The 18,723-nt window shown below is 60.7% G+C and carries 10 protein-coding genes, 5 pseudogenes and 1 other annotated feature; of the genes and pseudogenes, 11 read left to right on the plus strand and 4 right to left on the minus strand.

Annotation, left to right across the window (positions count from 1 at the left end; all coding sequences use genetic code 11):
- Positions 1 to 271 precede the first annotated feature (271 nt).
- The 7 genes and pseudogenes from WOC76_RS21380 to WOC76_RS21405 all read left to right on the plus strand — a co-directional run bounded on the left by WOC76_RS21380 (position 272) and on the right by WOC76_RS21405 (position 10,534).
- Positions 272 to 1,324 (plus strand): IS110 family transposase, encoded by a 1,053-nt coding sequence (locus WOC76_RS21380; RefSeq protein WP_341101939.1) that lies wholly within the window; start codon positions 272 to 274, stop codon positions 1,322 to 1,324.
- A 441-nt stretch (positions 1,325 to 1,765) separates the two neighbouring features.
- Positions 1,766 to 3,004, plus strand: a pseudogene (locus tag WOC76_RS21385) (IS1380 family transposase).
- 305 nt (positions 3,005 to 3,309) lie between these two features.
- Positions 3,310 to 4,086, plus strand: a complete 777-nt coding sequence (gene amoC, locus WOC76_RS21390) for a bacterial ammonia monooxygenase, subunit AmoC (protein WP_341387479.1) — start codon at positions 3,310 to 3,312, stop codon at positions 4,084 to 4,086.
- Positions 4,087 to 4,355: 269 nt separating this feature from the next.
- Positions 4,356 to 4,496 (plus strand): PAS domain S-box protein, encoded by a 141-nt coding sequence (locus WOC76_RS24415; protein WP_445730552.1) that lies wholly within the window; start codon positions 4,356 to 4,358, stop codon positions 4,494 to 4,496.
- Positions 4,497 to 4,792: 296 nt separating this feature from the next.
- Positions 4,793 to 6,007, plus strand: a pseudogene (locus WOC76_RS21395) (IS3 family transposase).
- Positions 5,083 to 5,203 (plus strand) — a sequence feature (AL1L pseudoknot). It overlaps the preceding pseudogene by 121 nt.
- A 798-nt stretch (positions 6,008 to 6,805) precedes the next feature.
- Entirely contained in the window at positions 6,806 to 7,276 is a 471-nt protein-coding gene (locus WOC76_RS21400; RefSeq protein WP_341101935.1) for a hypothetical protein, read from the plus strand.
- Positions 7,277 to 8,605: 1,329 nt separating this feature from the next.
- Entirely contained in the window at positions 8,606 to 10,534 is a 1,929-nt protein-coding gene (locus tag WOC76_RS21405) for a CopD family protein (protein ID WP_341101933.1), read from the plus strand.
- A gap of 927 nt (positions 10,535 to 11,461) precedes the next feature.
- Here WOC76_RS21405 and WOC76_RS21410 read toward each other — a convergent pair.
- Together WOC76_RS21410 and WOC76_RS21415 are read right to left on the minus strand one after the other, a co-directional pair.
- Complete coding sequence (locus WOC76_RS21410; protein ID WP_341101929.1) at positions 11,462 to 12,028, minus strand: ISAs1 family transposase; 567 nt, start codon at positions 12,026 to 12,028, stop codon at positions 11,462 to 11,464.
- Positions 11,986 to 12,180 (minus strand): annotated as a pseudogene (locus WOC76_RS21415) (transposase domain-containing protein); the annotation flags it as partial. The gene WOC76_RS21410 and the pseudogene WOC76_RS21415, both read right to left, overlap by 43 nt.
- Before the next feature lie 20 nt (positions 12,181 to 12,200).
- On the opposite strand from WOC76_RS21415, the pseudogene WOC76_RS21420 reads away from it, so the two are divergent.
- The 3 genes and pseudogenes from WOC76_RS21420 to WOC76_RS21430 form a co-directional block, all read left to right on the plus strand.
- A pseudogene (locus tag WOC76_RS21420) lies at positions 12,201 to 12,428 on the plus strand (DUF5372 family protein); the annotation flags it as partial.
- 55 nt (positions 12,429 to 12,483) lie between these two features.
- On the plus strand, positions 12,484 to 12,666 hold the full coding sequence (locus WOC76_RS21425; protein ID WP_341101926.1) for a hypothetical protein: 183 nt from the start codon (positions 12,484 to 12,486) through the stop codon (positions 12,664 to 12,666).
- A complete protein-coding gene (locus WOC76_RS21430; RefSeq protein WP_341101923.1) occupies positions 12,659 to 14,734 on the plus strand; it encodes a recombinase family protein in 2,076 nt (691 codons plus the stop codon). Before WOC76_RS21425 ends, WOC76_RS21430 begins: the two co-directional genes overlap by 8 nt.
- A gap of 75 nt (positions 14,735 to 14,809) precedes the next feature.
- Here the strand turns inward: WOC76_RS21430 and WOC76_RS21435 are convergent, their stop codons facing one another.
- Positions 14,810 to 15,223 (minus strand): hypothetical protein, encoded by a 414-nt coding sequence (locus tag WOC76_RS21435; RefSeq protein ID WP_341101921.1) that lies wholly within the window; start codon positions 15,221 to 15,223, stop codon positions 14,810 to 14,812.
- A 65-nt stretch (positions 15,224 to 15,288) separates the two neighbouring features.
- On the opposite strand from WOC76_RS21435, the gene WOC76_RS21440 reads away from it, so the two are divergent.
- Positions 15,289 to 17,361 carry a recombinase family protein gene (locus WOC76_RS21440; protein ID WP_341101918.1) on the plus strand — a complete coding sequence of 691 codons (2,073 nt, stop codon included), beginning with the start codon at positions 15,289 to 15,291 and terminating at the stop codon, positions 17,359 to 17,361.
- Here WOC76_RS21440 and tnpC read toward each other — a convergent pair.
- A pseudogene (tnpC, locus tag WOC76_RS21445) lies at positions 17,341 to 18,699 on the minus strand (IS66 family transposase); the annotation flags it as partial. The gene WOC76_RS21440 and the pseudogene tnpC sit on opposite strands and share 21 nt — an antisense overlap.
- Between the last annotated feature and the right edge of the window lie 24 nt (positions 18,700 to 18,723).

The following is an 18,723-nucleotide window of genomic DNA, read 5'->3' on the forward strand; positions in this document are numbered from 1 at the left end:
GCAACTTGTATCCGTTTCATTCAGTCTGTGCACGTCCAAGCCAACAAATCGCATCTCTATGCATGCGGTGCTGTGCCGGCCAGCTAACCTAACCCTTGTACCGTTGCAAATCGGACGACTGGCCACCCAAAGGCCTCTTGATCATAGGGTCTAGATGCCGTAATAGCCCCGCGCCTCGCCGGAAGGTGGAGGAGGTGGCTTGTCTCCCGTGTCATGATGAGCGGGGTTCTGGTTGGGGCCGGCCCCCGAACAAGCGGGACGGAGACAAGCTGTGGAACATTATGTCGGAATTAACGTGTCTTTGGAACTCTCGAGCGTTTGCATCGTCGATGTAGGCGGCAAGATCGTCGCGGAGGCGAAGGTCGAAAGCCATCCGGATGCGATCGTCGATTTCTTGCGTAAGCTCCGACATTCGATCGAGCGGATCGGGCTGGAGGCCGGTCCTCTGTCACAGTGGCTACATGCCGGATTGACGAAAGGCGGTTTCGAGACGGTGCTGCTGGAAACCCGTCATGTGAAGGCGGCGCTTTCGGCCATGACGGTCAAGACGGATCGCCGCGACGCGCGCGGCATCGCGCAGCTTCTGCGGATGGGTTGGTTCCGTCCGGTCCATTGCAAATCGCTGGGGTCGCAGGAAATGCGAGCATTGCTCGTGGCTCGAAAGCAATTGCTCGGCAAGCTGTTGGACATCGAGTTCAGCATCCGCGGCATTCTGCGCGGCTTCGGGCTGAAGATGGGCGTCGTGACGCGCGTGGGCTTCGAGGCGCGCGTTCGGGAGCTGTGCTCCGGCCAGGCGATGTTAGAACAGATCTCCGAGGCGGTCCTGGCCGCGCGCGCCGCGTTGCGGAGGGAATATTCGAAGTTGCACAAGGCCATGCTGGCGTTCGTGCGGCGGGACGCGGTTTGCCGCCGGCTGATGACTGCGCCTGGCGTCGGCCCTCTGGTGGCGGTCACATTCAAGACGGCGATCGACGATCCGGCGCGAATCCGAAAGTCAAAAGCCGTCGGGGCCCTGCTGAGTTTGACGCCGAGGAAGTATCAATCCGGAGAGACGGACGTGATGGGCGGCATTTCCTGCGTCGGCGATACGATGGCGCGCACCGCTCTCTACGAAGCGGCCAACGCTGTATTGTCGCGCGTCACGCGCTTCTCGGCGCTGAAACGCTGGGGGATGGATGTCGCAAAGCGGCGCGGAGTGAAGCGAGCCAAGGTGGCCTTGGCCCGCAAGATCGGCGTCATTCTACACCGGATGTGGGTGGAGGGAACGAGCTTCCGCTGGACGAAGGAGGCATCGCCGGCGTCGCCGGCGATCGCTCACGCCTGAACGGAACATAGAACCGACCGAGTTTCTGAAGCGGCTCGGACAAGGGCCGTTTCACCCGAAGTCCCGTCGCCGGGACGATGGAGCCGGTGAAGCCGTAATAGCGGCAGTGGACGTCGCGAGACGGACCACGCGTAATTAGATAGGCTCGCCGTTTCCTCTGAAGGCATCATGTGGCGACTGCTGCGTCGATCACGGACGGAAGCAAGAGACCGGCGACGAAGACGACCAGAGTCGGATCGCAATCGCCGCGCTCGCGCGGCGCGACAAAGATTGGGGCAATTGAAACGAGAGACTTGACGCCGAGGGGGCCATTACGGAAGCCGCTCTTATTCGTGACGTGAGTGTTTCGAGGCTGGCAAGCGTAGCATAGCGCATGGATACAGCGTAGGATTCTGGTGTCTAAGCCAACCTCACGCGTATTCCGCGCCAGTCACGCCCGCCATGACCGACACTATGATTCTGCAGTTCTCGTTTCCAGCCGTGGCTCGCAAGAAAGTCGCAGCCGATTTCGACGGAGGCCGCCTGAAGTCCGATGGCGGCGTCATGTTGCTGGCGTTGGCCGAACGTCGTCTGGGGATCGCCGATAGGCTTGCCCGCGCTTTTCCGGATGGGCGCGATCCGTCCCGGATCACGCACACGCTCGCCGACATGATCCGCGCGCGCCTTCGCCATCGCCTGCGGCTACGAGGACGCCGACGATCTCGACAGCCTGCGTGTCGATCCCGAGCTCAAGCCTATCTGTGGAGGGTTGCCCGAGACCGCCGCCGATCTTTGTTCGCAGCCGACGTTGTCGCGGCTGGAGAACGCGCCTTTTCTGATGGATGCACGCGAGCCTGCGTCTATCATCCTGGATATCGACGACACCTGCGATGTCGTGCGCCATCAACAGCTGTCACTGTTCAACGCGCATTATGACGAACGCCGTTTCCTGCCGATCCATGTCTACGACACGAACGCAGCCGTCCGGTCGCGGTGGTCCTGCGGCCGGGCAAGACGCCGTCCGGCGTCGAAGTGCGCGCGCATCTGCGGCTTCTTGTGCGGCATGTCCGCAAGCGTTGGACTAAGATCCGCTTCACTTTCCGTGGCGACGGCCATTACGCCCGGCCGGAGGCGTGCGAAGCCTCTGTCGAGGAAGGTCGATGACGTCGCCGACGCGGTCCGCACGGAGCGCGCTGTCGCCGACAAGCCGGTCGTGCGCGATTATATCGAGACGCGCCACAAGGCCAAATCATGGAGCCGCGAACGGCGCACCGTTGCTCGCATCGAGGCGACGATGCTCGGCCTCGACATCCGCGTCGTCGTCACCAATCTCGTACACGGCTCGCCCGAGTGGATCTACGACAGCCTCTATTGCGCGCGCGGGCAGGCCGAGAACCTGATCAAGTTGCACAAGACGCAGCTGGCGTCAGATCGCACGTCCTGCCGGTCCGCCGTCGCCAATCAGATGCGCCTCGTGCTGCACACGGCCGCCTATTGGTTGATGCTGACAGTCCGCGACGCCATTCCCAAGGCCCGCGATCTGGCGAAGGCGGAGTTCGCGACCCTGCGGCTCCGCTGATCAAGATGGCGGCCAGAGTCGTCGAGACGGCCAGCCGTGTGCGCCTCGCCTTCGCCGGCTGTTGCCCAGAGGCCGATCTGTTCCGGGGGTTGCCCGGAGCGCTCACCCCCCTCGGTCCGTAGGCGACGGGGCATCCGCTCCTTTGCCCGTCCGTCCCCCTCCAGCGCGTAATAAACAGTACCGATCATCCTCAGGCGGTGAAAATGACGAACGGCGCCGCACACCTGGAGTCGGCATCTCCCAAAAAGGCGCGCAGATGTCCGTCGTCCTGAATAGATCAGGCTAGCAACCTCTTGGCTGCGCGCTAAGCGGCTTGAACCTGACCCCGCTTTGAAAAAATATTTGTCGGTAGCCCTCCCAACATTGAGAAGGCGCTTCATTTACGGCGACAAGAAGACCGTGACCTTGCTAAAAAGAAGGGCAAATCATGACCCTGAAAATCGAGACCGTTGCCCGCGAAGAGCCGAGAGCTATCGTTAACCTAAAACCGATGTGGGCCAGCCTGACGGCTCTTCTGACACTGTACGCCGCCGCTCGCGCGTACGAGCAGGTTTACGGTTGGCGCGCGGGCCTTGACTCCTTCGCGCCTGAGTTCCAAACTTACTGGCTCAGCATATTATGGACGGAAATCCCGTTAGAACTCGTGGTGGGGCTCTCCCTTGTCGGGTATCTCTGGAAGACTCGCACGCGCGATTTTTCGACTCTTACGCCCAGGGAAGAGCTTTATCGACACATAGTCGTGCTCCAATGGCTTACGCTATTCGGCATCACCTTCTTTTTCGGCGCCAGCTTTTTTACTGAGCAGGACGCTACCTGGCACATGACCGTGATCCGAGACACGGATTTCACGCCAAGCCACATTCTCGAATTTTATGGCAGTTATCCAATCTTTTCGATTGTCGTGATCGGTGCCTTCTTCTATGCGAAAACCCGTCTTCCCTATTTCGCGAAGGGCTTTTCTTTGCCGTTCCTCATCCTGACGATCGGCCCTTTCATGATCATTCCGAACGTCGGCCTCAATGAATGGGGTCATACGTTCTGGTTTATGGAAGAGCTCTTCGTCGCGCCCTTGCACTGGGGCTTCGTATTCTTTGGTTGGATGGCGCTCGGAGTTTTCGGGGTTATCCTCCAAATCCTTGATGGACTGCGGAGGCTGCTAGGCGAAGAAGGCGTGAGGACGCTATTGAATGTAGGCGTGATCTAATAAATCTACTCGCTTTTCCTGTTGGTTACGCCACCGGCCACGTGATGTGGAAAATGATGGAATTAGCAGAAGAGCTGACGGCGCAAATACCGTGCCTGTTCAACCCAAATTTAATGAAGGATGTGTTCTGAAAGACCTTTACCCTCGCCTTAGAGAAGCGCCCAGGAGGCGTGTGGCCAGAAGAATCCGAGTCGTGACTGTGATGACTCGGGACGTTACCTTTTTAACCGCCGTGTTCAACGGCGCTGTGGGCGGCATCGTCTCTATCAATGAAAGCGGCCGCATTGTTGTCGTTTAACCCAGCAGCGGCTAAGCTTTTTGGCTATTCCTCCAAAGAGGTAATAGGACGGGATGTGCGCCTTCATACCAGACCCACACAGCCGTCAGCACGAGACGTATTTGGAAACTGAGCAGGCGAAGACTATCGGAATCGGGCGGCAGGTCGAGGGCGATTCCTCAGGAGCTCGGCGTGACCGGGGCCGAAATCTACAGAGGTCGCTTCTTTGTTGGCTTGATCCAAGATTTGAGTGAACACCGCCGATTTGACGCTCGCGTGCAAGAACTCCGCGCAGACCGCTTTAATTTGATCAAACACATGTCCGTCTCCTTGGCCCACGAACTCAAGCAGCTGCGCACTGAGTGCAAATTCATTGACGTGAACCGCCCGGGGTTTGCCGGAGGCCCCAACTCTTGAGAGAGTGGGGCTATGGAAGCGAAGAAGAAGACATCCAATAGGTTTTCACCTGAAGTTCGGAAGCGGGCGGTTCGGATGGTGCTGGAGCATCAGGGGGACCACGCCTCGCAATGGGCGGCGATCGCCTCGATTGCCGGGAAGATCGGCTGCACCGGCGAGACGCTGCGGGGGTGGGTTCGGCAGGCGGAGCGTGACGCCGGCTCGCGCGCTGGTCTGACGACGGACGAACGGACGCGGCTGAAGGCGCTGGAGCGGGAGAACCGCGAACTCCGGCAGGCTAATGAAATTCTGAGGAAGGCCTCGGCGTATTTTGCTCAGGCGGAGCTCGACCGCCGGTCGAAATCATGATCGCCTTCATCGACGAGAACAAGGAAGCGCACGGGGGTCGAGCCGATCTGCAAGGTTTTGCCGATCGGGCAGTCGACGTATCGATCGCACGCGGCGCAGCGGCGCGATGCGACAAGGCTGTCGGCGCGCGCCCGACGCGACGGGGCGCTCAGCGAGAATATCCGCCATGTGTTCGAGGAGAATTTTTCGGTCTATGGCACCCGGAAAGTCTGGCGGCAATTGCGGCGTGAGGGCGAAGATGTCGCACGCTGCACGGTCGAGCGGCTCATGCGACGCATGGGCTTGCAGGGGGTCGTGCACCGTGAGCGACAGCAAGGCTCCTCGCCCGCAGGACAAGGTGAACCGCCAGTTTGCGGCCGATCGGCCGAACAGGCTGTGGGTGGCGGACTTCACCTATGTCGCGACCTGGCAGGGTTTCGTCTATGTCGCATTCGTCATCGACGCTTTCGCCCGCCGAATCGTCGGCTGGCGCGTCTCGCGCTCGGCGCAGACGCCCTTTGTGCTCGATGCGCTGGAGCAGGCGCTGTTCGATCGGCGTCCCGTTCGCGGCGGGCTCGTGCATCACTCGGACCGCGGCGTGCAATACGTCTCTTTAAAATACACCGAACGTCACGCGGACGCCGGCGTCGAGCCCTCGGTTCGCAGCGTCGGCGACTCTTACGACAACGCGCTCGCCGAGACGATCAACGGTCTCTACAAAGCCGAGGTGATCTGGAGGGGCGGACCGTGGCGCAGCCTCGAGCAGGTCGAATTCGCCACGCTCGAATGGGTGGACTGGTTCACAAAAAGAGATTGCTAGAGCCGATCGGGAACATTCCTCCGGCCGAGGCAGAAGCGCGCTATTATGCGCAAATCGACGAGCCCGGCATGGCGGCGTGACTCAAACGAAATGGCCTCCGGCAAACCCGGGGCGGTTCAACGTCCTAGCCAAAGAGGGTGGAGTGCAAACGGCGACGCACCACAATACTCGTGAGGATCTTATCGATCCAAATTCAGCAGGATACGGTCAACCAGAAGCGCAACACAATTGAATCGAAACAAGGGAGTCAGAAGCGCGAGCTGGTAGCTTCGACCCAGTTCGTCGAAGAGGGCAAGATCCGTGTTGATGTCGCAGACACGGGTCCCGGCCTGCCAGAAGCCGTCAAAGCGAGGCTTTTGAACCGTTCACGACGACCAAGCCCCACGGGCTTGGCGTTGGTTTGTCGACGGGAAACATCGAGCCGCTTTTCGCGCGTTTCGATGCGGCGCTGCTGGCCTCTGGCTATATCGCAATGTCGAGACAGATCGTCGACGCCACGCTCGTCCCCTCGACGAAGCAGCTCCACACGGAGGAGGAGAAGAAGACGATTAAGGAGGAGCGCATTCCCGAGACTTGGGCGGAAAAGACCCGCCAAGCTACGGCAAAAGGATCGAGATGCGCGCAGGACCGTCAAGTTCAGCAAGGCGAAGGAGCGTCCGGACGGAACCAAGCCTCCTGTCGACATCGCCGTTCCGACCTTCGGTTACCCGAACCTTTATCGCAATCGTCCGGGGTTTTGACTTCACCGAAAATGGTCGGAGACAGATGCTGCCGCCGATGAAGGCGCGCGTCTGCTAGAAGGGTTGCTCGACTAGGCCAATACGGCGCCGTCCGTCTGGGCGGACACGGCCTATCGGTTGGCGGCGAACGAAGAGTTCATGGAGAAGAACGGCTTTGTCAGCCGCGTCCACCGCAAAAAGCCCAGGGGCAAGCCGATGCCCCACGCCATGCCCCGCGTCAACGCGGAAAAGTCGAAAGTTCGCTCGCGCGACGAGCATATCTTCGCCGAGCAGAAGGACCGACTGTTCGTCCGGACCATCGGGATTGCCAGGGCCAGAGTGAAAATCGGCATGGCGAGCCTCGTCTATAACTTCAAACGGCTAGTCTTCTGGCGAAGAACTGCCGCCGCCTGCCCTGTCGCCGGCGGGCGACCCGCACATCGGCGCGCGCGACCCCACTGCTTCATGCCTCCCCGTCAAAAATCGACCAAAATCAGTCCAGTTTATTGTTCGAGGACCTATACCCTCACTCCAGGGCGACGGCAGGAGAGCTTTCGTAAGATCACGGGACTATCGGTCAAAAGATCACGCCAGTCGCGTTTTGCAATAGGTCGTGCAGTTGTGACGTAATCCGATTGATTTACGCACTCTTCGTCCCGTGTTATGCTGCGCCGCCCTCGTCTCCGGAACCAATGTCGGTCGCGATCAATACAATATCTCGCGACCGATGCTTGTTACGAGCGTCGTCGACCGTGATCCGACTTCAATCAACCAGTACCCAGCGCGCGGCGAAATAGGCCGCCGCGCCGATAGCGACGATCGCCACCATTCCGACTGGCGTAGCTGCATAGGTGGTCAACTCAAGAATAGCGCCCATAGGGTTTCCCTTTTCACGTTTTGGAGGGTTGAAGGCAAGCGATGCGCTTGACGCGTTGCCTAGCCCTTCCAGCTCATTTCGACTCTGTCGCCGAAATTCCAGAGTGCGAAATAATTGCCGCTCCCTCGAAATACAAGCGTTGCTTTTTAGGGGTCGATCAGTGGCAATATGAACTTCGTTATCGGCGCGATACGGTTAAGGAGCGCCGAAGCAAAGGAAGCGTCAGTCGGACTTGGCTGCCTCCAGGTAACGCAGAATCGAGGTTAAACGCCTACGGGATGACCGCCCGCGCGGCAAGCCGATAAACAGGCGCTGGGGGCCGCAGGCATGCACATCGCGCGCTACTTGGCTAAAACCAGTTGCGTTGGACGGCGAGCGCAGAGGCAAGCCTGTCCGGGGAAGAAGGATTCAACCGGGGCGTCGTGCGGAGGGAATTTCTTCCGATGCTGCAGCTTGCCCTATGCCGATGGACCCGTTGCGTGCTTGAGCCTTCTCGCCTTCCCACGACGAGTTATCACAGAGAGAGCGGCCGCGCCGCCATCGTTCAAAAGGCGTTCGCCTCAACGAACGGACACACCCGCCCATGAACGCGATTGTCCTTGAACATCGCAGTAATTGCCGCTGGACGACAGAGGTTTCTGGAAATTGCCTCAGCGGACCCAAACTGCCACTTCCAAGAAAGCACGAACGCCCCTTTAAGGAAAATCCGACGGCCTTCGCGCGTTAACCGCAAGCGATCAAACCATAGAACCTTGTTGTCGTGTGTATCGTATGGCGATATACAGGTCTGCACAACTCTGGTCGGTTTTGGGATTGCGAGCGCATCCAGATGGAAGAAAAGAGGCTTCGCGCCTGCGGGGAGATGTCATCCGTGTGCTCTCGACAGACATGTGGTCGAAGGGAATTACGAGTTTACCGTCGATCCCAAGTAAATGGCGAAGCCTCGACGGCGGCGAACAGCGATGGCTTCCCTTGTGAGGGGAGCGCTCGATGCCCCTTGTCTGCGCCTTGCCAAACACGGGATCCGAACAGGCGTCCTCCTAACTCAAAAGCGGAACGGGTCACGAGCGAGAAACCGGACGATGTATCTTTCTCTCGCATTCATACGCTTCCTCGAAAGCCTTCCGTCGGCGCTGGCGGTTGGGCTGCTGCTCATCCCGCGTCTCATCGGCGAAGATGGCGGACGGTTCAAAATCCCGGTGGCGGCGGCGGCGGCCTTCCGCGCGCTGCTCGGATTCGCGCTTCTCTATTTGATCGCCCGAGCGATCGTTCCCGCGGACCGTCCCGTCGACTCGAATTTGCTTTGGGAGTTCACCTTCGGCACGAGCGTCGGCAAGGCTTGGGTTTTCACACAGATTGTCGCCTTCGCCTTTGCGGCGCTGGCGATCGCCCGACTTTTCATGAGCTCCGACCTTCTCGACCGCGCGACGCTCTGGACGGGCGTCGGCATCCTTGCGGTCGTCTCGGTCACTGGCCATGCGATCGACGACGGCCTGCCGATATGGACGCAGGCGAGCTTCCTCTTGCACACGGCGGCGGGACTGACATGGCTCGGGGGTCTTCTCGGCCTCGTCTGGTGGATGTTCACCGCGCATAAGGAGCCGCCGGAAGTCGCCGCACAGCTCGCGGAACGCTGGTCGATGGTGGCGAAGATCGCCGTGGGCCTCGTCGCCGTGACCGGCGTCGCGATGGCGTACGAGAATGTCGGCAGCGTGCCGAACATGCTTGCCACGCCCTACGGGCGGCTGCTCACGCTGAAGCTTGTTCTGCTCTGCACGGTCCTGCTCTGCGCCCTCGCCATTGTGCGATACATGCACAGGCGCTCGGCCGGGGACGGATTCAATGTCGACTGGGTGGGGAAGGTCGGCAGCCTTGAGGCGATCTTCGGCCTGGGGCTGCTGGCGATCGCCGGCTATATCGCCGTGATCACGCCGGCCTCGCATGAAACGAATATCTACTGGCCGCTGCCGTTCCGTCTCTCCTATATTGCGACCTGGGGGCAGAAGCCCGCCTTCCCGTCGCCGATCTGGTGGTGGGCGATCGCGGCGGGAGCGCTGGCGATCGTGGCGGCTTTGGTCTGGTGGACGCCGGCGACGCGAGAGAAGCGCCTCTACGCTACCCCGGTGGCGACCATCGCGGCGCTCTTCTGTCTGGCCGTGTCCTTTTCAACCGAAGCTTACGAGGAGACCTATAACGATCCGACTCAGGATTTTACGGCCGAGTCGGTGGCGCGCGGCATGACGGCGTTTCAGGAAAACTGCGTCGGTTGCCATGGCCCCATGGGCGAGGGCAACGGCCCCATGTCCAAGGACCTCAAGAACGCGCAGGGCCTGAAGGTAGAGCCTGCCGACCTCACGGCGCCGCATGTTGGCACCCATACGATCGGGGATATTTTCCATTGGCTGACCTTCGGCGGCCAGAGCGGAGCCATGCCAAGCTTCAGCAACGTTCTCGACGTCGATGATCGCTGGGACATGATCAACTACCTGCTGATGCTGTCGAGCACGAACCGGTCGCGCTTCATCGCACCACAGGCGATGATTCAATGGCTCATCGCGCCGGACTTCGCCTTGGTGGATCCGACGGAGGAGGTCACCACCTTCTTCAAGCTGCGCGGCAAACCGACGCTTCTTTCCTTCGCTCGCTGCACGTCGACCGGCGAAGAGAAGAAGCAACTAGATGCGAGCCTTCTGAAGGCGGCCGAGGCTGTCAAAGCCGTGGGGGTAAATCATGTTACCGTTTATACAGGCGATTGCCCCCAGGCGGCCAAGGGGCGAGAGGCGCTGCATCCGGCCGCGGTCGAGAAAGCCTATTCAATCATAAACCGCTATCCGAACGTGCCCTACACGAGCGAGATCGGGCAGGCTCATTTCCTGATCGACCGATCGGGCTATGTACGTGCGCGGTTCAAGCAGTTCGGCGAGGATGACGGCAGCGTCGCCCAGTTCGCCGCCCAGGCGGCGATGATGGCGCAGGAGCCGATCGTCGAGATCAACCTGCACTCGCACTGACACACTGAAGGGTGGTATTTCCAAAGGCGTCGTCCGCCAGCCAAGTCGTCAACTCAGATGATGAACACCCCGAAAATTTATTCGAGCGCGTCCGGCAATCACGACGGTGCCCTCAAAGGGGAACCACCATCCGCCCCTTACGCTCTGTGGCGATTTTCTCCCCTGTCGTCGGACAATTGGCGATCCCATGCCTGCCAGGCGGAGAAACGCTACGGCGGGTGGCTGTTACGCCCAGACAATAGCACGCTGTCCGACCGAATCGGGCTCGGGCTCGAGGTCAGGGTCGCCAGACAATTCGTCGGCGATGGCGATGAGGGCCGCCCTCCATTGTCGCCTCCCTCCCTGCGAAGGCGCTCAAACACCTTTGCCGCATCTTCAGCGGGGTCTTTCCGGAGCGCACAGGACTCTGCCCAAGCTTTCCGGGGCTTCGTGGCGATGTGACCCCCGGCCGCCAGCCTGCCGGAGGTCCATCCAATAGGCGGTGCGGCGGGAGTTGCTATGGCTCGCTCATTGAAAGCTATCGCCGTGGGTCTGGCAGGCAAGCCCGCCGTGGTTGCCGCTAAAATAGAATGGTGTTGGCGTGTCCGTACCACTCCATGCCTGCGATAGGGCCCCGGCTGGCCGCCCGCCGCGGGACCCTTTTGAAGCGGGCCAGAGCGCGTCGGAAACTGCTGACCAGTCGCCTATGTTCCACTATTCAAAGAGAGAGGAAAATACTTGGCCTCAAAGTCGGGATACTTTTATTCGCGCAGCTCGCGAAGGTCGCCTTCTTGTTGCAAAAGACGAAGCACGCAAAACGTTTATATCCCTGTAGTCTCGGTCGATCGCTCGCTCCAAGGCGGCCGGCAGTTCAAGCACGGGAGCGTAACGCTGCCGCTTTCATATGCGGAAACGTAGACAGGCTCCAAGCAGGGCTGTTCAGTTCTTTTAGAATCCAGCGGTTTTGAAGAGGGTGTCGATGTCGATGGCGGCGCGCCACCTGGCGTTTTTGATGTTGTCGCAGCCGTCGGCACGTAGGAGATTATAAGCGAAGGAACGCAGGCGCGCGACAATGTAGGGGTTCTTGCGGATGCGCAAGGCGTCCTCCGCAAACGCCGTGTCACGCACGTAATGACTGCCGTTTTCGATGCGCCAGTGGCCTCTGATCCATTCGTTCCATTGCTCTGGTGTTGGACTATGAGCGGAAGAAACCCAAAAGACGACCTCGCTGGTTTGCCTGCAAAGGCCGGTCGAAGGGTCGCGCCGGCAGACCGTGCGCTGTAGCCGAATCACGGTTTTGATGAACGGCTCCCACGGCGTATGGCGGAACCACGCTTTGGCGGGAAAGACGGTCAACTCGCGTGTTTCCCAACGATTGCGACCCTTGGTTTCGCTTCTCGCAAAGCCGCTCGGCTTGCGGCCGACGGCGCCGAGTTCCAGCCTGCGGCGCAGACGGGGCGTAATCGCTGTTTTCAGGCCACGTCTTTGATTTCGACGGGTGGCGCGTAGGCCCACGGCATGAGTTCGTCGAGCTTGCTCGCGAGATGACCGTTGACAATCTTGGTGAGCACGTCGGTCATGTAGGCGAGCGGATCAACGCCATTGAGCTTGGACGTTTCCATGAGCGAGGCGACGATCGCCCAGTTCTCGGCCCCGCCATCAGAACCGGGATCATAGTGCCGGGTTTCTGACATTCGAAGCGGAGGTCAGGTATCCTTTCCACCCGCTTGTCGGTCAGACGGTCCTGGTCGTGGGAGACCAGGTGCATGACGGTGTTCGCTATTTCCTGATTCGTCAGTCGCACGGCGGTTCCTACCAAGTTCCTGAATGGATGTTTGATCAGGCGGCCGGCGGCTCTGCGATTGTAGCCGTTCCGCGACTTCCCATTGGCCAACTCATCCTCCTACGCGGGCTGGTCGATCACCTCATGGCCTATTCTCCCGGGACCAGAGACGCCGGAGGCATCGGCCATGAAGAAGTCGTCGCGCACGCAAATGGACTTGTTCGCCACACCTGCCGCACCGGCCGTGGAGTTGACCGGGTTCGAGCGGCAGAAGGCCGTGGCGCTTCTCCAGGCATTGCTGACCGAGGCGATGGCGACAGCGACGAGCAATTTAGCGGTCACGACCAAGCAGGAGGCAAGCGATGAGTAAAATCGCGCCCGACCACCTCGCACGAGCCGCCTTCGTTTACGTGCGGCAGTCGACCGCCTACCAAGTGGCTAACAATCTCGAGAGCCAACGGCGCCAGTACGCTTTGGTCGAGCGAGCACGGCAGCTGGGCTGGAACGACGTCCAGCTCATCGACGATGATCTCGGCAAATCAGGCGGCGGCACGGTCCGGCCGGGATTTCAGAAGCTGTTGGCCGCGATCTGCGAAGGCCGCGTTGGCGCTGTCGTGTCACTGGAAGCTTCACGCCTGGCGCGGAACGGCCGTGATTGGCACACGTTACTTGAGTTCTGTGGCTTGGTCGGCACGCTAATCGTCGACGAAGATGCTGCCTATGATCCGCGTTCGCCCAATGACCGGCTATTGCTCGGTATGAAGGGCACCATGAGCGAGATGGAGCTATCGGTCTTCCGTCAGCGGTCCATCGAGGCTATGCGCCAGAAGGCGCGCCGCGGCGAACTCCACCTGACCGTCGCCGTCGGCTACTTGAAGACCGATGACGACCGAATCGAAAAAGATCCTGATCGGCGTGTTCAAGACGGTATCTTGCTCGTCTTCCGCAAGTTCGCCGAACTCCAGTCGGTCCGCCAAGTCCTGCTTTGGTTCAGACAGGAGAACGTGCTCGTTCCCGCGATCATGCAAGGGCGCGGCAACCGCCCGATCGAATGGAAAACTCCTGTATATCACACGTTGTACCACGTCCTGACCAACCCGGTGTATGCCGGTTCCTACGCCTATGGCCGACGAGGAACCCGTGTGACGATCGAAGGCGGCCGGAAGCGGATCATGCGCGACAATCTCCGGCGCAACTGGAAGGACTGGCAGGTTTTGATCCATGATCACCATGAGGGCTATATTTCTTGGGCGGAGTTCGAGAGGAACCAGCACCTGATTGCCGACAACGCCAATGGAAAGAGCTATATGGGCCGTGGCTCCGTAAGGCGCGGCGAAGCTTTGTTACCGGGACTATTCCGCTGCGCCCGCTGCGGCCGACGCCTGCACATCCAATACACCGGCAAGGGTGGCAACACGCAACGCTATATCTGCCGCGGAGCCTTTAGCGCGAAAGCCGCCGACAACTGCATAGGCTTTGGCGGAATGCGCGTTGATCGTCACGTCGCCCAGGAAGTGCTCGACCGGTTGCAACCCCTGGGGATAGAGGCGGCGCTAGCTGCGATGGAGGCCCAGACCGAGCGCCAAGGCGACAAACGCCAGCAGATCGAGAACGCCATTCAACAGGCCCAATACGAGGCAGCCCGGGCGCGTCGCCAATACGACGCCGTCGACCCCGACAATCGCATGGTCGCCGGCGAGTTGGAGCGGCGCTGGAACGAGAAGCTGCTGCAGTTGCGCGATCTGGAGATGCAACTCCAGCAATTCAATCGGGCGAAGGAGACCCCTGCGCTCTCTGCCGAAGATCATGCAAAACTGATGACCCTTGGCAAGGACTTGGTCAAGGCGTGGAACAGTCAAGGCGCTTCGATCGAGACGCGCAAGAAGATAATCAGGCTGCTTATCGAAGAGATTGTTGTCGACGTCGTCGGTGACACTCTGGCTCTCGTCATCCACTGGCAGGGCGGCGATCATACCGAGATGACCGTCAAGAAGAACAAGGTCGGGCAAACCCGCTGGACAGTCGCCGCTGATGTCGTTGATCTCGTTCGCGTGCTGGCGCGGCAACTGCCGGACTACGCGATCGCCGCCATATTAAATCGCTCCGGCAAATTGACGGGGCGCGGCGCGGCGTGGACGCGTGCCCATGTCTGCGGTCTCCGGAACACCAACGACATCCCCGTCTATCGCGAAGGCGAACGAGTCGAGCGCGGCGAGATAACGCTCGACGAAGCAGCCGACGTTCTGCAAGTTAGTCGCGCGACGGTCTATCGGTTGATCACCAGCGGCGTGCTCCCAGCTCAGCAACTATGCCCCGGGGCGCCGTTGATAATCCGGCACGACGACGTGCAGCAGGACGGTGTCCGTCGTGAAGCCGAAGCGAGGCGCCGACGGCGTCCGAGATCTCAAAATCAGCTCCAAAAACTTCTTGATTTATAAGGATATCGCCAGATGAGCAGTATGAAGCGCCTTCGTCCGAGCCGGCGAAGAGCGCGTTCTTGCGATTGAGCGCCATTACCCGTTCATTCTGCCCATGTCGGGCAGCAGTTGGAAGTCCATTACCGGTGGCACCCGTATTTTGGCAGCAAGGTTGCCGTCCGTCGTGTCGAGCAGCGAGCAACTGGGCAATTTCTTCAGGTGCTGGGGCCAGCCGGCGTTGTGGTCTCGATGGCGGGGTGGATGCTTGATCCCGTCATCTGCGCCGGAATGACTTTTGGCGGCCCGCGCGTCGATCTCGCCGCACTCGTCGAGCTGGAACGACTGTTGATTGGTGCGATCAATCCCGCACGGTGCCGGAGCGATGTTGCGATCGTTCCGGAGGAAGGCAATGCAATCTCCCAAAGCGTCGGCGGTGGAGCCGGCTCGGCAGCTGACCCTGATATTCGACAACAACAAGCTGGAAAGGCTGGGCTCCGCGGAGCGGGACAAGATCATTTCGGCGTTGGCTCAGATCCTCATGCAGGCGGCTGGCCTCAGCGTAGAGGAGCTTGACGATGACAAGTGCTGAAATGATTCCGGCGGTCATCCTCAAGAAGAAAGCTGTCGTCTATGTTCGTCAGTCGACGCAATCCCAGGTGATGACCAACCTGGAGGGCAAGCGCCGCCAATATGATCTGGTCGATGTCGCCCGCCAACACGGTTTCGTGGATGTTGAAATCATCGATGACGATCTCGGCCGGTCGGCGAGCGGAACGGTGGCGCGCCCCGGCTTTGACCGCTTGGTGGCATGGCTGTGCGCCGGGAAGGTCGGCGCTGTCTTGTGCTTCGATGCTTCCAGGCTCGCGCGAAACGGTCGCGATTGGCATCATCTGCTTGAATTGTGTGGGCTTGTCGAAGCCCGCGTCATTGATGGCGAGGGGGTCTATAACCCGTGTCGCCCCAATGATCGCTTACTCCTTGGCATGAAAGGCAGCATCAGCGAGTTCGAACTCGGCGTGCTACGCACCAGGATGTTGGACGCCGCCCGGTCCAAGGCCAGCAGGGGCGAGCTTCGCTTGTCGGTTCCGTTCGGCTACATCTGGCACCGGGAAGCAGGGCTTGGCCTTGATCCCGATCGACGTCTCCAGGAGGTCATTCGCCTCATCTTCGTCCGCTTTCGTGAACTCGGCAGCGCGCGCCAAGTTCTGCTCTCGATGAAAGCCGATCATATCCACTTCCCACGTCCCTCAGATGAGCGCCGCATGACGAGCTTCGACTGGACGCCTATCCGCTACCGCAATGTGATCGCCGTTCTCAAGAATCCCTTCTACGCCGGGGTCTACGTTTACGGGAAAAGTGAGAAACGCACCTCCATTGTCGACGGAAGGGCGCGACGGAGCTACGGGCATGGCAAGCCGATCGGGACATGGGAGGTGATGATCAAGGATCATCACGAAGGCTATATCCAGTGGGCGGAATATGAGCGCAACCAGAAGCAGCTCGCCCTCAACAATTACGGCCATGCCGGAGGCGCGAAGTCTGGCCGGGGCGGCAAGGCGCTTTTGTCAGGCATCATGACTTGCCGTCGATGCGGACGGCGACTGAGCGTCGCATATACGGGCAATCCTCAGAGTCGGCCGGTATATCGCTGCGACAAACCAAACCTTATGATGGGGCTGCCACGGTGCATGACCTTCGGCGGCCCGCGGGTCGATGCGGCTGTCTCCCGGGAGTTGTTGCTGGCGGTGGAGCCAATGGCGATTGCGGCGGCTTTCGAGGCGGAGCGGATGCACCGGGAACAACAGGAAGACCAGCAACGCATCTTGGACATGGAAATGCAGCAGGCTCGCTATGAGGCAAGTCTGGCCGAGCGTCGTTATGCGGCCTGCGATCCCGACAATCGTCTCATTGCCGCGCAACTAGAAAAAAACTGGGAGACGGCGCTGCGGCGTGTCCGCGAACTGGAGATGCGCCAGCCCGCGGAACGGCCATCAGTCCTCGAGGTCGACCCGAGCGCCTTCACGAACCTGGCGGATAATCTGTCGGCAGCATGGCATGCGCCGAACGTAACGATGCGTGCCCGACAACAACTGCTGCGGACATTGATCGCCGACATCATCGTCGACGTCGACGACGACGCGCGCGAGGTCGTGCTGACGATTCATTGGCGTGGCGGTCAGCATTCCGAACTGCGCGTCCGTAAACCACGGGCTGGCGAGCATGGTTGCGCGACGACAGAGGACGCTTTGGCGGTCATGCGAAGCATGGCCGGTCGCTGGTCGGACGAGCATATCGCCGCGTCGCTCAATCGAATGGGCATGCCCACAGGCCAAGGCAAAACCTGGACAGCGCATCGCGTTGCTTCCGTTCGACGCGTGCGTGGAATCCATGCCTATCGATCGGCGGAAAAGGACGGCGAATGGCTCACCATGAGGGAGGCGGCAAAGCTGTTAGGCGTCACACACCATACGATTCGGCGCCTGATCAAAACGGGTGTCCTTCCTGCGGTGCAGGTTGTCGCCGGAGCCCCGCATCAAATACGGGCCGAGGACTTGGCGTCGGACCCGGTGAAAATGGCGGTGGCCCGTAAAGGTCGCCCGTGTCGCGCTGTTGACGCGGGCACGCTTCCAATGTTTCCAGATACTTAAAGAAAGGGCGCACAATGACTCACGCATCGCAATGGGACGGATCGTGCGCTCGACGATGTTGGAGTCGATTTCGATGCGCCCGTCGTCGAGGAAGCGCGTCAGCCCGTCCCAGCGCGACAGCGCATAGCGGATCGCGTCGGCAAGTTTCGTCTTTTGGCTGATGAGCGCGAGTCTCTCGCGCAGCCAGGGTTCAAGCTCGGCGAGGACCGGGCGAGATTTTTCCTGTCGCGCATCACGACGCTCGTCGGGAGCCCGACCGCGGATTTGGCTTTCAATGGAATAGAGCGCGCCGATGCGCTCGAGCGCCTCGCTGGCGGTCGGCGCAGGACCCGCTGCCGCGAGTTCGTAAAAGCGGCGCCGGACGTGCGCCCAGCAGAAGGCGAGCGACACGCTGTTCTTCTGCGCCAGCGCGCGATAGCCGGCGTAGCCGTCCACCTGGACGACGCCTGCGAAGCCGGCGAGATGGGCGAGCGGCTGCTCGGATTTACGGTTTTGCGCATAGACATAGACGGCGAGTGGCGGATCGGCGCCACCCCATGGCCGATTGTCTCTCGCGTAAGCCCAGAGCTGGCCGGTCTTGGTGCGCCCGCGTCCAGGGTCGAGCACCGGCGCCCTCGTCTCGTCGGCGAAGATTTTCGTGGAAGACCTGATGTGTTCCAGGAGGCGCTCGTGCAGGGGCCGCAAATGCCAAGCGGCGCGGCCAACCCAGTCGGCGAGCGTCGAACGGTCGAGCGCGATCCCCTGCCGGGCGTAGATCTGGGCCTGGCGATAAAGAGGAAGATGGTCGGCGTATTTGGAAACGAGCACGTGGGCGACTGTCGCCTCGGTCGGCAGGCCGCCTTCAATCAGTCGCGCCGGGGCCGGCGCCTGCACCACCGCACCCTCACAGGCCCGGCAGGCGTATTTGGGCCGGCGCGTCACGAGCACCCGGAACTGCGCCGGAACGACATCGACCCGCTCGGAAACATCTTCGCCGATCTGGTGCGACAGGCCCTTGCAGCAGGGGCAGGCCTTGTCCTCGATATCGACGACGCTCTCGACGCGCGGGAGATGTGCGGGCAACGCGCCCCGGTTCGTACGACGCTTTCTGGCCGCCTTCTCACGTTCAGGCGCAGAGCCGGCTTCTACTTCCGCGGCCGCGGCGGCCTCCGTCTGCTCGACCTCTTCGAGCGCGAGCAGCATTTGGTCTTCGGGGAGCGTCTCGGCGCGACGCCCAAAGCGATGGCGCTGCATCTCCTTGATGATCTGAACGAGGCGCTCGTTGCGCGCCCGCTCGGCGAGAAGCATCGCCTTCAGCTCGTTCGGGTCGTCGGGAAGTTTCTCGATCGCCTGCGCCATGGGGGCAGAAGACCATATTTCGCG

The sequence above is a fragment of the Methylocystis sp. IM3 genome, assembly GCF_038070105.1.
Classification (GTDB): Bacteria; Pseudomonadota; Alphaproteobacteria; order Rhizobiales; family Beijerinckiaceae; genus Methylocystis.